Raw genomic sequence first — 15,307 nt, 5'->3', positions numbered from 1 at the left:
CGGTCGCGGGCGCTCCCGGTCCTGATGAGGCCGCTCGGCCACGAGAGTCGGGCGTACCGCGTGCACCGCCCGGACGGTCTCTGGCGAGACCGGCCAGGTAGCGGGCTGGCTTGTGGTCAGCGCTGCGTTGGCGGGGTGCACACCAACAGGCGGTGACTGAATGTGCCAGTCACCGACTGGGTCATGATCGGCAAAGCATAGTCAATCCTCATTTCTGCGGGATGGGCCGGTCAGCCGACCGCGGGCGGCCCTTTCCGCCGCCGGGATCGCCAATTCTCCGATTCGAACCCTGGACCCGGGCTGACCGAATAGCCGTTTTCGACGAAGACCTCGGGATCGCTCTCCGTCGAAACCCGGACATTCGTGCATCGACCCTCTCGGAGGGCGCCAACCATCCACTATAGAAAAGATATAGCCGCGCGTGTTAATGCCGAAAGATTCGCGGCAGCTGGCCGTGATCCTGATCAGCAGTCACGAGAAAACACCACACTGACCAGCGCAAATTGCCGATCCGGCGGCGCGGACACCGGACGCGGACCGGTGGCCGGTCATTACTGCGGACGCATCCTCGGCGCCCATGGTCGGAATCTCCGGCCGTCACCCTAGGGGTCGACGCGCGCATCTCTAGGGGTGTACGCCACTCCACCGTGCTTCGTAGGGTCGGGCCCCATCGGTTCGTCGTTCCCTTTTCATTGCACCGGGCGGGGGACGAATGTGGGTGCGCGGCGCCCCGGACGGACGGGAGGCGCCGGTGATCGGATCGGGCACCGACCTGCTCCTTTCGATCGACGACGTGGTGGCGACCCGGAATCCGGACGGTGACCCCGTCCTGGTCGCACCGCATGTCCGCGTCCGGCCACCCGAGTCGGCCGCGGTGCCCGCAGACCGCCCCTGCCGCGCGGACCGGAATGCGCCAGGTGCTGCGGTACCGAGGCCCCGCGCCGTCCGGTCACCCCCTCTCGATCGGAGGTTGAGCTGATGTCTGTCGGGTTCGATGGTGCGCGGACCGTGGACGGCGCGGTCGACGCCGAGACGCTGGACCTGGTGGGGGACCTGCGCCGGCCTACGCTCTGGCCGGCCCGGGCCGCCTCGGTGCACCGGGTGCTCCCCTCCTGGCTGACAAGCGGCGGGCCGGGCGGCGACGTCGTGGTGGCGGGGGTCGTGGCGGTGCTGGCCCGTTGGACGGCCCAGGAGCAGGTGGTGGTGGGCCTGGCGTCCGGTGGCGGCGGTTCGGCGCTGCGGGTGGACGTGGCGGGTGATCCGGGTTTCGCCGAGCTGGTGACGCGGGTGCGCGCGGCGCTGGCGGCGCCGGTGGCCGTGGGCCGGGAGCCGGTGGGCCCGGTGGTGCTCGGGCTGGCGGACGCTCCGGTGGTGGACGCGGGGCCGGCCGTGGTCGACGTCGACATGGTGATCGGTGTGGCCGCGGACGGGTCGGCGCTGCGGGTGGACTACGCGGCGGAGGGTTACTCGGCGCAGTGGGTGCGGGGCCTGGTGGACCAGGTCGTGGTGCTGGTCTCCGCCGGGCTGGCGGGGCCGGAGGTCGGGTTGTCGGCGTTGCCGTTGGTGGGCGATGCGGAGCGGGAGCGGTTGCTGGAGTGGGGTCGGGGCCCGGTGCGTGAGGTGCCGGGTGAGCCGATCCACGAGCTGGTGCTCAAGTGGGCGCGACGCACGCCGGAGGCGGTGGCGGGTGTCGCGGGCGGTGAGGTGTTGACGTACGGGGAACTGGACCGCCGGTCGGCCGCGCTGGCGGCGTACCTGCGGTCGATGGGCGTGGGTGCCGGTGACGTGGTGTCGCTGGCGCTGGAACGCGGGCTGTGGTCGCTGGTGGCGACGACGGGTGTGTTGCGGGCGGGCGCGGCGTACACGCCGATGGACGTGTCGTGGCCGGTGGAGCGGATGCGGGTGCTGCTGGCCGACCACGGCGCGCGGGTGGTGTTGACCGTCGGTGCCGTGGCGCCCCGGATTCCCGGTGGCGACGGGGTGTCGGTGGTGGCGTTGGATGACGACTGGCCGGTGGTGCAGGCGGGTGAGCCGGTGGACCTGCCGGTGGTGGCGGCGTCCGCGCCGGCGTTCGTGATCTACACGTCGGGGTCGACGGGCACGCCGAAGGGTGTCGTGCTGACACACGAGAGGCTGACGAACTTCCTGGCGTGGATGACCGACGAGTGCGCCATCGGCCCCGACAGCCGGATGCTGCATTCGGCGGCACCGGTCTTCGACGCCGCCTTCGGGGAGATCTTCGCGACGCTCACCGGTGGTGGCCGCGTCGTCGTCTGCTCCCGCGACGACCTGCTCGACGCGCGCCGGCTCACCGACCTCATCAACACCCACGACGTCACGCACACGTTCGGACCGGCCACCAACATCGCCCCGCTCGATCCGGTCGCCTGCCCGGGTCTGCGCTGCATCATCTTCGGCGGCGAGGCAGTCCCGCCGCAGCTGGCCCAGCGGTGGTTGACGGCGGGCGCGCGGGTGGTGAACGCGTACGGGCCGGCGGAGATCGCCGTGGCGTGCACGTGGTTCGACGCATCGGCGGGTTGGGGCGGCGCGTACGTGCCCATCGGTTGGCCCATGCCCAACCGCCAGATCCGCGTCGTCGACGCCAACCTCGACCTCGTCCCCGCGGGCGTACCCGGCGAAATCCTCATCACCGGCTTCGGGGTCGCCGACGGCTACCTCAACCGCCCCGAACTCACCGCCGAACGCTTCGTCACCGACCCGTACGGCGGCGGGACCGCCTACCGCAGCGGCGACCTCGGACGGTGGAACGCCACCGGCGCGCTGGAGATCCTCGGCCGGATGGACCACCAGGTCAAGGTCAACGGCATCCGCATCGAACTCGGCGAGATCGAGACCACCCTCGCCCAGCACCCCGACGTCGGCGCCGCCGTGGTCGTGCGCCGCGAGGACGACGGCACCGCCCGACTCGTCGCCTACGTCACCGGACGCAACGGCCGTACCCCCGCCGTCGGCGACCTGCGCGCGCACGCCGCCAGCGTGCTCCCGTCCTACATGGTCCCCGCCGTCGTCATGGTCCTCGACCACTTCCCCGTCGGCGGCACCGGCAAGGTCGACCGGCGGGCCCTGCCCGCACCAGACACCCGACGACCCGACCTCGGGGTGGAGTTCGTCGAGCCGGCGACGAACGAGGAGCGCCTCGTCGCCGCGGTCTTCGCGACCGTCCTCGGCATCGACCGGGTCGGCACGCGCGACAGCTTCTTCGACCTGGGTGGCACGTCGTTGCAGTCGGCGGCGGTGGCGACGCGCATCGACGAGGCCGCCGACGTCGTCGTGCCCGTCTCGCAGATCCACCGCACCCCCACCCCGCAGGCGCTGGCCCACTGGCTGACCACCGCACCCCGCCGTCCGGACGCCGGCTCGACCGCCGGGCAGGCCCGTCAGCGTCCCGGCCCGGTTCCGCTGGCGCAGCAGGTCGCGAAGTGCCTGATGTCGCCGCTGGAGGTCGTCGTCCCGGTCACCTGGTGGATCGAGGGTGAGCTGGACCTGCGGGCGCTGATGGCGGCGCTGGGCGACGTGCACCGCCGGCACGAGGCCCTGCACGCCCGCTACCGGCGGACGGCTCCCCCGGTGGCGCTCGTCCCGCCGAACCCGGCGATGCCGCAGCTGCGGCTGCTCACCGACGCCGCCAGCGAGCAGGAGGCCCTGGACCAGCTCGCCGAGGCGGTGCAACAGCCGCTCGACTACACCCAGGGCCGGGTCTGGCGGGCCGCCCTGATCCGGGAGAAGTCGACCGGGCGGGTCCTGTTCGGCGTGGGCATCCACCACATCGCCTTCGACGGCTGGTCGTACGCGCTGCTGGTGCGGGACCTGAGCCACGCCTACGCGGCGCGGTTGTCGGGCGCGGCCCCCGAGTGGGCGCGGCCGGCGCCGACGCTGCGCCAGTCGTACGAGGAGTACGCCCGGCTGCGCGACGCCGCCGACCTCGACGCGCAGCGGGCCTACTGGCGCGAACACCTGCGCGGCCTGCCCCGCCAGGGCCGGGGCGACTCCACGGCACCGCTGGAGCAGGCGCTGGCGTGGGGTCCGAAGGCCGGGCACATCGTCACCGTCACGCCGGAGGTCATGCGGCGCTGGGACCGGGCCGCCCGGGAGCAGCGGTTCAGCCGGTCCAGCTACTTCGTCGCGGCGTTCGCCTCCGCGCTGCGCGCCATCCATCAGCAGGACGACATCGGCCTGCTGATGGTGGTGGCCAAGCGGGGCAGCCGCGTCCTCGACTCCGCCTTCACCACCCGGCTGAACCTCAACTGCGTCCGGGTACGCTTCGACGGGCCGGAGGACGACAAACTCGTCCTGCGGGTCAACGAGACGATCAGCGACCTCATGCGGGCCCAGGACGTCCCCTTCGCGGAGACCGCCGACGATCCCGCCGCCGGGCTCTCCGGCGAGGTGGTCGCCAGCCTGCCGACCTTCGTGTTCCAGGACAACGTGGTGCTTCCGCTGGAGCTGCCCGGCTGCCGGGCCGAGGAGGTCGTCGACCCGTACGCGCGGGAGGTGCCCAACGGGCTCACGGTCGAGGTGCTTCCCCGCGCCGACCACGCCCTCCTGCGCGTCACCATCCGCACCGACTACCTGCCGTACAGCTTCGCCGAGGAGCTGAACGGGCACATGCTGCGCTTCCTGGAGGCCGGGCCGGCGGGCTCACCCACCGCCGGCTGACCGTCCACCCGTACACGTCGGACTGCTTGTCATGGCCGTGGGCGCGCGGGCCGCGTCCCCGGAGTTCGTGGTTCTTCCCCCGGCGGACGCCCGCAGGCGACGCCGGGCCTGATCGGAGGTTGGCTCATGTCTGTCGGGTTCGTTGGTGGTCGTGCCCAGGCCACGGAGGTCGTCGGGCCCGGTACCGACTTCGAGGCTCTCGACCTCATGGGCGACCTGCGTCGGCCACTGGGGTGGCCGGCCCGGGCGGCGTCGCAGGTGCGGACCTTGCAGCTGCCCGTCCCGGCCGGCGCGGAGCCGGCCGGGACGGTGGTCCTGGCGGGACTCGTCGGGGTGTTGGCCCGGTACACCGGTCAGGAGGAGGTGGTGCTGGGCCGGTCCTCGGGGGGATCGCTGGTCCGGGTGGGTGTGGCGGACGATCCGGCGTTCGGTGAGCTGGTGAGCCGGGTAAGTGCGGCGTGGGCCGCGCCGGTGGTGACCGCCGGTGTGCCGGGTCCGGTGGCGGTGAGCCTGGTCGACGGCCCGGTGGCCGAGGTGGGTCCGGAGGTGGTGGACGTCGACCTGGTGGTGACGGTCGCCTCGGACGGCTCCGGGCTGCGGGTCGATTACGCGGCGGAGGGCTTCTCCACCGACTGGGCACGGGGCCTGCTGGACCAGACCGGGACGCTGCTGGCGGCCGGGTTGCGGGAACCCGACGTCCCGCTGTCCGGGTTGCCGTTGTTGGGCACGGCCGAGCGGGACCAGCTGCTCGCATGGGGCCGGGGTCCGAGCTGCCCGGTGCCGGGCGAGCCCCTCCACGAACTGGTGCTGGAGTGGGCACGCCGGACGCCGGACGCGGTCGCGGGTGTCGCCGACGGCGAGGTCGTCACGTACGGGGAACTGGCCCGCCGTTCGGAACTACTGGCCCGTTACCTGCGCGCAGTCGGGGTCGGGGTCGGGGACGTGGTGTCGCTGGCGTTGGACCGCAGCATGTGGACCCTCGTCGCCACCCTGGCGGTGCTGCGGGCGGGAGCGGCTTACACGCCGATGGACGTGTCGTGGCCGGCGGAGCGGATGAAGATGCTCCTGGCCGACCACGGTGCCCAGGTCGTGCTCACCGTGGGCGAGGTCGTCCCCCGCATCCCCCGCCCCGACGGCGTGCGGGTGGTCGCCTTGGACCAGGACTGGCCCGCTGTGGAGGCGGTCGAAGCGATCGACCTGCCGGTGGTGGACGCCTCCCAGCCGGCGTTCGTGATCTACACGTCCGGATCGACCGGGACGCCGAAGGGCGTCGTGCTGTCCCACGACAAGCTGACGAACTTCGTCACCTGGATGCGCGACGAGTGCGCGGTCGGCCCGGACAGCCGGATGCTGCACTGCTGCGCCCCCGTCTTCGACGTGGCCCTGGGCGAGATCTACACCGCGCTGACCTCCGGCGCCCGCGTCGTGGTCTGCTCGCGTGACGACCTGCTCGACGCCCGCCGGCTGACGGAGCTGATCGCCAAGGAGCAGACCACCCACGCGTTCTGCCCACCCACCAACCTCGCCGCCGTCGACCCGGCCGACTGCCCGAGCATGTCCTGCGTGACCCTCGCCGGGGAACCCATCCCGCCCCGCATGGCCCAACGGTGGATGGCCGCCGGCACCCGCCTGATCAACGCCTACGGCCCCGCCGAGGCATCCGTCGCCTGCACGTGGTTCGACGCCAAGGCCGGCTGGGGTGGCGCGTACGTGCCGATCGGCTGGCCCATGCCCAACCGCCAGATCCGTGTCGTCGACGCCGCACTCGACCTCGTCCCCATGGGAGTCCCCGGCGAGATCCTCATCACTGGCGCAGGGGTCGCCGACAGCTACCTCAACCGCCCCGAACTGACCGCGCAACGGTTCGTCACCGACCCGTACGGCGGCGGGGTCGCCTACCGCACCGGTGACCTGGGCCGGTGGAACGCCTCCGGGGCGCTGGAGATCCTCGCGCGGATGGACCACCAGGTCAAGGTCAACGGCATCCGCATCGAACTCGGCGAGATCGAAGCCGTCCTCGAACAGCATCCGGGCGTCGGCACGGCCGTGGTCGTCCGCCGCGAGGACCGGGGCGTCGCCCGGCTCGTCGGTTACGTGACCGGGCACAATGGCCGAGCCCCGACCGTGAGCGAACTGCGGGAGCACGCCGCTACGGTGCTGCCCTCGTACATGGTCCCCGCCGTGATCATGGTGCTCGACCGGTTCCCCGTCGGCGGCACGGGGAAGATCGACCGGCGGGCCCTTCCGGAACCCGGCTCGCAGCGCCCGGACCTCGGCGTGGCCTACGTCGAAGCCGCGACCGCCGAGGAACGGCTGGTCACAGGCGTGTTCGCCACCGTACTCGGTATCGATCCCATCGGCACCGAGGACAGCTTCTTCGCCCTCGGCGGCACCTCCCTGCAATCCGCCGCCGTCGCCGCCGCCATCGACGAGGCCGCCGACGTCGTCGTACCCGTCTCGCAGATCCACCGCACACCCACCCCACGCGAACTGGCCCGCTGGCTCGCCACCGCACCCCGCCGACCCCGAGCCGAACCGGAACCGCCCGTCACCGGACGCCCCGCCCCGACCGGGCCCGTCCCGCTGACCCCGTCGGTCGCCAAGTGTCTCGTGCTCCCGTTCGAGCTGGTCTGTCCGACCACCTGGTGGATCGAGGGCGAGTTGGACCTGCGCGCGCTGATGGCGGCGCTCGGCGACGTGCACCGGCGGCACGAGGCGTTGTACGCCCGCTACCGGCGGGTGGACCCGCCCGTGGCGATCATCCCGCCGAACCCGGGTATGCCCCAGCTCCGGCTGCTCACCGACGCCGCGAGCGAACAGGAAGCACTCGACCAACTCGCCGAGGCGGTGCAGCAGCCGCTGGACTACACCCAGGGCCGCAACTGGCGCGCCGCCCTGATCCGCAACAAGACCACGAACCGGATCCTGTTCGGCATCGGCATCCACCACATCGCCTTCGACGGCTGGTCACACGCGCTGCTCGTGCGCGACCTCAGCCACGCCTACGCCGCCCGGCTGTCCGGCACGGCCCCGGTGTGGGCGCGACCCGCGCCCACCCTCCGCCAGTCGTACGACGAATACACCCGCCTCCGCGAGGCCGCCGACCTCGACGCGCAGCGGGCCTACTGGCGCGAACAGTTGCGCGGGCTCGCCCGCCAGGGCGAGGGCCGACCCCAGGAGCTCCTGGAGCAGACCCCGATGTGGGGCCCCAGGACCGGGCACATCGTCGCCGTCTCCGCCGACGTGTTGGACCGCTGGGACCGGGCCGGCCGCGAACAGCGGTTCAGCCGCTCCACCTACTTCGCCGCCGCCTATGCCTCCGCGCTGCGCACCATCCACCAGCAGGACGACATCGCCCTGCTGATGATCGTCGCGCAGCGCGGCAGCCGGATCCTCGACTCCGCCTTCACCAGCAGGATCGGTTCCAACTGCCTCCGGGTCCGGTTCGACAGCCCCGAGAAGAACCTCGTCCGGGCCCTCCAGCAGACCGTGGACCAGCTGATGGCAGCCCAGGACGTCACCTTCCTGGAGATGACCACCGACCCGGTCCTCGGGATGCCCCGCGAGGTGACCAACAGCCTGCCCTCCTTTGCCTACCAGGACAACCTCGTTCTCCCGCTGGAGCTGCCCGGCTGCCGGACCGAGGAGGTCGTCGACCCGTACGCCCGGGAGTGGTCGGGTGGCTGTGTCGCCGAGGTCCTGCCCGGTAACGGGGGCGCCCTGCTTCGCGTCACCATCCGCACCGACCTCGTCCCGGCCCCGGTCGCCGAGATCCTGGCCACCGCCATGCTGCACTTCCTGGAAGCCGGACCCGAGGCCGTCGACGCAGCGCACTGAGAGCACGTCAGGGGCCCCTATCGGCGTGTATCGCCACGGCTCCGCCGGGGCTAGCATCACGCTGTCGATGATGATCTATCGCCCGCCCCGGCGGGCCAGTCGGAGGTGATTTCCCTGCGCCGCGTAACGCAGACCCTGATCGCTGTCCTGGTCTCCTGTCTGACCGTGGCCCTGTCGGCTGTGCCGGCGCATGCTGCCGCCCAGGTCAGGGTGTACGTACCCAGTGGGCTCCCGCTGAACATCCGCAATGCCCCGTCGTTGAGCGCAGCGGTGATCGGCAGTGTCCCCAACGGCAACACCGTCACCATCACCTGCCACGTCCGCGGGGACTCCGTCCAGGGTTTCGCCGGCGTCACCAACATCTGGAACAAGCTCTCGGGCGGCGGGTGGCTCACCGACGGATTCCTGGAGACCGGCTCGAACGGCCCGGTCGTCCCGCTCTGCGCCAGCTCCGCCCAGTTCAAGCTGCCGTTCCCCGCCGGAAGCGCCTACCCGATCACCCAGGCGGCGGGCAGCAGCTTCTCCCACAGCGACGTCTACAACCGGCACGCCATCGACTTCGGCACGCCGGTGGGCGTGCCGATCCTCGCGTCCGCCGCGGGCACCATCCGCTTCGAGGGCTGGGCGGGCGGCGGCGGGATCATGGCGCTCGTCGACCACGGCAACAACCGGTGCTCCCAGTACGCCCACCTGAGTGCGACGATCATCAACAACGGTGACCGCGTGGCGCAGGGACAGCGGATCGGAACCTCCGGGGCGACCGGCAACGTGACAGGCCCGCACCTGCACTGGAACATCGTCAACTGCGACACGCAGACCAGCCGCGAGATCCCCAACAGCGTCGAGGTCGGCACCAACTACGTGGTGGGTACGGCGCCGGTCAGCCGCAACGGCTGACCCGACCCGACCGGCCATACCGGACAGGCGGGCGGGGACTCCAGACGGTGTCCCGGCCCGCCTGTCCGGGGCGGGCCGGATGTGCGTACGACAGGTTCAGGTCGCGCCCGTCACGACGGGGAGCGGGCGAGCTGGTCTCAGTGGACGAGGGCTGCCGGGCAGTGCGCGAGCAGCTCCGTCGGGGCGTGCACGACCAGGTCGGGGCCGGCGGCGAGCAGCGCGGCGACGTCCCCGCCGTGCCAGGTGGTGGCCACGGCTGTCGCCCCGGCGTCCCGGCCGCTGAGCAGGTCGATGACCGCGTCACCGACCATCATCGCCTGGCCGGGCGGCACGTCGAGGTGGCCGAGCGCCTGAAGGACGATGTCCGGCGCGGGCTTCGGGCGGGCCACCTCGTCGGAGCCGATCACCTGACCGAAGAGGCCCAGCACGCCGAGCTGGTCGAGCAGGGAGCGGGCCCGGGGGCCGGCCTTGCCGGTGGCGATCGCCATCCGGATCCCCCGGGAGTGCAGCGTCTCCAGGGTCTCCCGGACGCCGGGGAAGAGCGGCACCAGGTGGGCCATCCGGTAGCTCTCCCGGACGAACGGCTCCTCCATCTCCAGGGGCAGTCCCATCAGCCGCATGATGTCCGGGAAGTACCGGCCCATGTGCCGGTTGTACTCCTCGAACGGCGCCGGCCCGTCGCCCACCACCTCGGCGTACGCGATGCTGAACGCCTCACGCATGACGGCCGAGCTGTCGACGATGACGCCGTCGAGGTCGAACACGACCGCGCGGATCGGGCCGCGGCCCGGCGGCGGCGGGGTCACCTCGACGGTGGACGATGGATGGCTCATGGCTGCTCCCGGAAGCGAGTGTGGCCGACGGTGGTTCTCACCTGTCGCGATGGCCCGCCAGCGCGTGCTGCCGCTCCGGCGCGGTGGGCCGGGCGGACTGGTAGATCCGTTCGATGATGTCGATGGTCCGGCGGGCCTCGGCGACGGCCGCGCCCCGCGACGCCGGGTCGGCGAGCAGCGCGGGCAGCTCGTCGAGCTGGCGGTCGTACTCGGCGCCGATCGGCACCTCGGGCAGCGACAGCCGGACGGTCTCGCCGTCCCGGGTGCGGGTCAGCACCGGCGCCGGCTCCCGGTTGGGGCTGAAGCCGAACGTGCAGCGCAGCGTCGCCGACCCGGCGGCGCCGTGCACCGTGACCGTGGTGCGGTCCAGCGACTCGTGCGAGGCCCAGCAGGCGTGCAGGGCGACCGAGGCCCCCTCGGCGGTGAGCAGGAAGCCCCGCGCGGTGTCCTCGACGTCCCCGGGGGCGCGACCACCGGCGGCGGTGTCGCTGCGCCAGGCGGCGTGGGCGGCGCTGTCGTTGACGAAGTCGTCGGAGACACTGCCGATGGCGTGGGTGACCCGGGTCGGGCCGAGCATCGGCAGCACCGTGTCGAGCAGGTGCCAGCCGAGGTCCACCAGCGCTCCCCCGCCCGAGAGGTCGCGCCGGGTGAACCAGCCGCCCGCGTCGGGCACCCCCCGGGCGCGGACCCAGGCCACGTCGACGTGCCGGATCGGGCCCAGCTCGCCAGCCACCCTGATCAGGGCCCGGATGTCGGCCCGGTAGCGGGCGGCGCTGCCGGCCAGCAGCACCGCGCCGCCGTCGCGTTCCGCGTCGGCCAGCAGCGTCGCCTCGGCGGAGGTCAGGCAGACCGGCTTCTCCAGGAACACCGGTACGCCCCGGCGCAGCAGCCGGACGGCGACGCTGGCGTGCAGGTGGTTCGGTACGGCGACCACCACCAGGTCGACCGCCCCGGCGGGAAGGTCGTCGACGTCGGCGTACGCGGACGGGACGTCGTGGGTGGCACGGGCCCGGTCGCGTACGCCGGGCTCCGGGTCGACCACGGCGGTCACCTCGAAGCCCGGATGCGCGGCGAGCCGGGGCAGCCAGATCTCCCGCCCGGCCCACCCGAGGCCGGCCACCGCGACCCGCACCGGTCGGTCGGGCGCGGCGGCCGGGGGCAGGGCCGTCATCCGGCGAGGACGTCGGCGAGCACGGCGGCGATCTCGTGCATCTGCTGCTCCGTGCCGAGCAGGGTGCGGTGGTGCAGCCAGATGCAGTCGGAGTGGATCTGCTCGACGTTGGGGCAGCGGGCCGCGATCGCCTCGACCGACTCGTCGGGGGCGCCGGCCTTCCAGAAGCCCTCGCACCGGTAGATCGCCCGGAACGCCACGAACGCCGGGACGCCCCGGGCGATGAGCGCGTCGACCACGGCGCGGCGGCGCTCGATGGTGATCCCGGGGACGCGGAACATCGCCATGTAGTGCGGGTTGCGGTCGGTACGGGGGTCGGTGGTCTGCGGCACCACGCCGGGGATCTCGGCGAGCAGGCTCGACAGCAGCGGCCAGCGCTGCTCGCGCACCGCGATCTGCTCGTCGAGGCGGGACAACTGGGCGCGCAGCACGGCGGCGGTGAACTCGCCCATCCGGTAGTTCGAGCCGGTGGTGCCGTGCAGGTAGTCCCGGTCGGTGCGGGGCCGGCCGCAGCTGTGCACGAGGAACGCCCGCTCGCGCAGCTCCTCGTCGGGGAAGAGCACCGCCCCGCCCTCGCCGGCGGTCATCAGCTTGCCGTTCTGGAAGCTGAACGCGGCCACCGAGCCGAGCGCCCCGGACCGCTTGCCCTGCCACTGCGCGCCGTGGGCGTGCGCCGCGTCCTGGAGCACCGCCACCCCCGCGTCGGCGGCGAGCTTGTCCAGCGCGTCCATGTCGGCGAACTGGCCGGCCATGTGCACCGGCATGACGACCTTGGTGCGGGGGGTGATCGCGGCCTCGACGGCGGCCGGGTCGATGCAGTAGGTGTCGAGGTCGACGTCGACCGGCACGGCGACCGCGCCGAGGCGCTGCGCGGCCAGCGAGGACGAGATGAACGTGAAGGCCGGGACGATCACCTCGGTGCCCGGCCCGACGCCGAGCACCTCCAGGGCGACCTCGAGGGCGTGGGTGCCGTTGGTGACGGCGAGCGCGTGCGGCGTGCCGTGGTAGTCACCGAACTCCTTCTCGAAGGAGTCGACCTCGCTGCCGCCCATCCGCCACCACTGCCCCTGTTCGAGGGCGCGGATCAGTCCGGCGCGCTCCTCGTCGCCGAACTGCGGCCACTCGGGGAACTCCGACACCGTCGAGGGCTGACCACTCATGACTTCCCACTTCCCAACTCGGGCAGACCAGGGGCTTCGCCGGACCATCGGGCGGGACGACCGGGTACCGCCGGCACGCGGTCCGGGCGCACCGGGGCGCCGATGGCCGGTTCGAGGTAGGTGACGCTTCCGTTGGAGCCGGCGGCGTCGCTTCGGCAGGGAGGACGGTAACCGAAGCGGACGCGCGGTCACCGCCCCTAACAGCCCCTAGCCACCCCTTAGTCCGCCGCGCCACGGCCACCGCCGGTTCGTCCAACGTCGCGGGCGTAGTAAGACTGCGGTGGACCAGTCATCGGGCCTTGTCGGGACAGGGCCACGCCCCGCGAGGTGAAGCGTGTCGGACGTGTTGCTGCTGAACGGCCCGAACCTGGGCATCCTCGGCCGACGGGAGCCGGAGATCTACGGCACCGACACCCTGGACGACATCGAGCGGGCCGTCGGCGAGGAGATCGCGGGACGGGGCTGGCGGGTGGTAGCCGAGCAGCACGACTGCGAGGGCGCCCTGATCCGCGCCATCCAGGACAACTACGACACCGTGGGCGCCATCGTCAACCCGGGCGCCCTGATGATCGCGGGCTGGAGCCTGCGCGACGCGCTGGCCAACTATCCCCGGCCATTCGTCGAGGTGCACCTGTCCAACGTCTGGGCCCGGGAGAGCTTCCGGCACGACTCGGTGATCGCCCCGCTGGCCAGCGGCGTCATCGTCGGGCTCGGCCCGCTGGGCTACCGCCTGGCCGCCCGCGCCCTCGTCGCGACCGTCCGATGACGACCCGTCACCGCGCCGTCCGGCCCGATCGGCGTCGATGCGCCAGCGGTACGGTCGTCCGCACGTTCCGACTCTTCCCGAAGGACTTCACGTGCACATTCCCATCCTCGTCCTGACCCTCATCCTCGCCGCGGTCTTCCTGGGCACCGCCGTGCCGAAGCTCACCGGGCAGGCGCAGATGCGCGAGCGGATGGACCACCTCGGCGTCTCGCCCGGGCTGACGCGCCTGCTCGGGGTGCTGGAACTCGCCGCGGTCGCCGGGCTGCTGCTCGGCCTGCTCTGGGCGCCGCTGGGCATCGCGGCGGCGATCGGCCTCGCCCTGCAGATGGTGGGCGCGGTGGTCTACCACGCCCGCGCGAAGGACCCGGCCCCGATGACCCTGACGCCGGTGATCTTCGCGGTGGCGGCCGTCGCGCTCGTGGTCCTGCACGTGCTCGAGGGCTGAGGCGCGGGCGTGACCGGTCCGCGGCGGGGCGACGGCGTGCTCGGTGTCGACGTCGGCGGCACCAAGGTGGCGCTGCGCGCGGAGGCGCCCGGACGACCGGCGTACGACCGGACCTTCCGCTGGCCACGCGGCGCCGACCCGGCCGCGGACCTGGCCGCGCTGGCCGCCGAGGCGGACCGGCTGCGCGAGGCGTGGGGACCGGTGGGTGCGGTCGGGGTGGCGATGCCGGCGACCACGGACCCGGCGGGCGCCGTCACCACCTGGCCCGGCCGGCCCGGTTGGGCGGGGCTGGACCTCGCCGGTGCGCTGCGCCGCATCTTCCCCGGCGCGGCGATGGCCGTCGCCGACGACGGTGACCTCGCCGCGCTGGCCGAGGCCCGGCACGCCGGCCGGGACGACGTGGTCTACCTGGGCGTCGGCACCGGGATCGGCGGCGGCGTGGTGCTGGCGGGGCGGTCGGTGCCCGGCCGCTCCTCCGCCGAGATCGGTCACATGGTCGTCGCCCTCGACGGCGAGCGCTGCGACTGCGGCCGGCGCGGCTGTCTCCAGTCGATCGCGTCCGGCCCGGCCACCCTGCGCCGGGCGGGCGCCGGCCGCGGCGCCGAGGTGAGCTTCGACGACCTCCGGGCGGGGCTCGACGAGCGCCGGCCGTGGGCGGTGGAAGCGGTCGACGCGAGCTGCCGGGCGCTGGCGGCGGCGGTCGTGAGCCTCGGCGAGCTGCTGGATCCGGCGCTGGCGATCGTGGGCGGCGGGTTCGCCGCCGGCCTGCCCGACTTCGTGCCGCTCGTCGCCGAGCGGGCCCGCGCCGCCGGCCGGCCCGGGCGGCCGGCGCCCCCGGTGCGGGCCGCCGCCCTGGGCGGATTGTCGTCCCTGCACGGCGCGGTGGAGCTGGCCCGTGGCCTCACCGGCCCGCCGGCCCCCGTGCGTTCCGTCCCCACCCTGTAGAGGAGATCAGTCATGGTCAGGATCGGTGTCATCGTCGGCAGCACGCGGCCCGGCCGCAAGGCCGACGCCGTGGGCCGCTGGGTGACCGACGTCGCCGCCAAGCGGGGCGACGCCACGGTCGAGCTGGTCGACATCGCCGACCACGACCTGCCGCACTTCGACGAGGTGCTGCCGCCGTCGATGGCGCCGTCGAGGCGCCCCGCCGTACGCCGCTGGGCGTCGACGATCGCCGGGTTCGACGGCTTCGTCTTCGTCACCCCGGAGTACAACCACTCGATCCCGGGCGCGCTGAAGGACGCCGTCGACTTCCTGTTCAAGGAGTGGCAGCACGCCTCCGCCGGCCTGGTCAGCTACGGCGTGCACGGCGGCACGCGGGCGGCGGAGCACCTGCGGCTGGTGCTCGGGCAGCTCGGCGTGGCCGACGTCCGGTCCCAGGTCGCGCTCTCCCTGACGACGGACTTCGTCAACTTCCGCGACTTCCGGCCGGCGGCGCACCAGGAGCAGGCCCTCAACACCATGCTCGACGAGGTCGTCGCCTGGGCCGGCGCACTGCGCACGCTCCGCCGGCCCTGACGC

At 73.1% G+C, this 15,307-nt stretch carries 10 protein-coding genes; 7 read left to right on the top strand and 3 right to left on the bottom strand.

Annotated elements, in window-relative coordinates; translation table 11 throughout:
• Nucleotides 1–978 precede the first annotated feature (978 nt).
• The 3 genes from AC0OO9_RS27135 (at nt 979) to AC0OO9_RS27125 (ending at nt 9,411) form a co-directional block, all read left to right on the top strand.
• Nucleotides 979–4,677 (top strand): non-ribosomal peptide synthetase, encoded by a 3,699-nt coding sequence (locus AC0OO9_RS27135; protein WP_484513341.1) that lies wholly within the window; start codon nt 979–981, stop codon nt 4,675–4,677.
• 126 nt (nt 4,678–4,803) lie between these two features.
• A complete protein-coding gene (locus AC0OO9_RS27130; RefSeq protein WP_484513339.1) occupies nt 4,804–8,514 on the top strand; it encodes a non-ribosomal peptide synthetase in 3,711 nt (1,236 codons plus the stop codon).
• Between the two features lie 105 nt (nt 8,515–8,619).
• Nucleotides 8,620–9,411 carry a M23 family metallopeptidase gene (locus tag AC0OO9_RS27125; RefSeq protein ID WP_484513337.1) on the top strand — a complete coding sequence of 264 codons (792 nt, stop codon included), beginning with the start codon at nt 8,620–8,622 and terminating at the stop codon, nt 9,409–9,411.
• Nucleotides 9,412–9,548: 137 nt separating this feature from the next.
• On the opposite strand, the gene AC0OO9_RS27120 is transcribed toward AC0OO9_RS27125, so the two are convergent.
• From AC0OO9_RS27120 to AC0OO9_RS27110, 3 genes are read right to left on the bottom strand one after another with little or no spacing between them, the layout of a single operon-like run.
• Entirely contained in the window at nt 9,549–10,244 is a 696-nt protein-coding gene (locus tag AC0OO9_RS27120; RefSeq protein WP_484513335.1) for an HAD-IA family hydrolase, read from the bottom strand.
• A 37-nt stretch (nt 10,245–10,281) separates the two neighbouring features.
• Entirely contained in the window at nt 10,282–11,415 is a 1,134-nt protein-coding gene (locus tag AC0OO9_RS27115; protein WP_484513333.1) for a Gfo/Idh/MocA family protein, read from the bottom strand.
• A complete protein-coding gene (locus AC0OO9_RS27110; RefSeq protein WP_484513331.1) occupies nt 11,412–12,575 on the bottom strand; it encodes a DegT/DnrJ/EryC1/StrS family aminotransferase in 1,164 nt (387 codons plus the stop codon). The genes AC0OO9_RS27115 and AC0OO9_RS27110 overlap by 4 nt, the downstream gene beginning before the upstream one ends.
• Before the next feature lie 334 nt (nt 12,576–12,909).
• On the opposite strand from AC0OO9_RS27110, the gene AC0OO9_RS27105 reads away from it, so the two are divergent.
• The 4 genes from AC0OO9_RS27105 (at nt 12,910) to AC0OO9_RS27090 (ending at nt 15,304) form a co-directional block, all read left to right on the top strand.
• A complete protein-coding gene (locus tag AC0OO9_RS27105) occupies nt 12,910–13,341 on the top strand; it encodes a type II 3-dehydroquinate dehydratase (protein WP_484513329.1) in 432 nt (143 codons plus the stop codon).
• A gap of 91 nt (nt 13,342–13,432) precedes the next feature.
• Nucleotides 13,433–13,786 carry a DoxX family protein gene (locus AC0OO9_RS27100; protein WP_151455066.1) on the top strand — a complete coding sequence of 118 codons (354 nt, stop codon included), beginning with the start codon at nt 13,433–13,435 and terminating at the stop codon, nt 13,784–13,786.
• A gap of 9 nt (nt 13,787–13,795) precedes the next feature.
• Nucleotides 13,796–14,731 carry an ROK family protein gene (locus AC0OO9_RS27095; RefSeq protein ID WP_484513326.1) on the top strand — a complete coding sequence of 312 codons (936 nt, stop codon included), beginning with the start codon at nt 13,796–13,798 and terminating at the stop codon, nt 14,729–14,731.
• A gap of 12 nt (nt 14,732–14,743) precedes the next feature.
• Nucleotides 14,744–15,304 carry an NADPH-dependent FMN reductase gene (locus tag AC0OO9_RS27090; RefSeq protein WP_484513324.1) on the top strand — a complete coding sequence of 187 codons (561 nt, stop codon included), beginning with the start codon at nt 14,744–14,746 and terminating at the stop codon, nt 15,302–15,304.
• Nucleotides 15,305–15,307: the final 3 nt, after the last annotated feature.

This window comes from Micromonospora sp. USAFONa4 (assembly GCF_057197825.1).
The sequence above is the reverse complement of the archived record's forward strand: the minus strand, read 5'-3'. Positions and strand labels throughout refer to the sequence as shown.

Excerpts from the sequence above, each read along its gene's own strand:
- AC0OO9_RS27120 (WP_484513335.1), bottom strand. The coding sequence starts at position 10,244 with ATGAGCCATCCATCGTCCACCGTCGAGGTGACCCCGCCGCCGCCGGGC.
- AC0OO9_RS27115 (WP_484513333.1), bottom strand. The coding sequence starts at position 11,415 with ATGACGGCCCTGCCCCCGGCCGCCGCGCCCGACCGACCGGTGCGGGTC.
- AC0OO9_RS27090 (WP_484513324.1), top strand. The coding sequence starts at position 14,744 with ATGGTCAGGATCGGTGTCATCGTCGGCAGCACGCGGCCCGGCCGCAAG.
- AC0OO9_RS27110 (WP_484513331.1), bottom strand. The coding sequence starts at position 12,575 with ATGAGTGGTCAGCCCTCGACGGTGTCGGAGTTCCCCGAGTGGCCGCAG.
- AC0OO9_RS27135 (WP_484513341.1), top strand. The coding sequence starts at position 979 with ATGTCTGTCGGGTTCGATGGTGCGCGGACCGTGGACGGCGCGGTCGAC.
- AC0OO9_RS27130 (WP_484513339.1), top strand. The coding sequence starts at position 4,804 with ATGTCTGTCGGGTTCGTTGGTGGTCGTGCCCAGGCCACGGAGGTCGTC.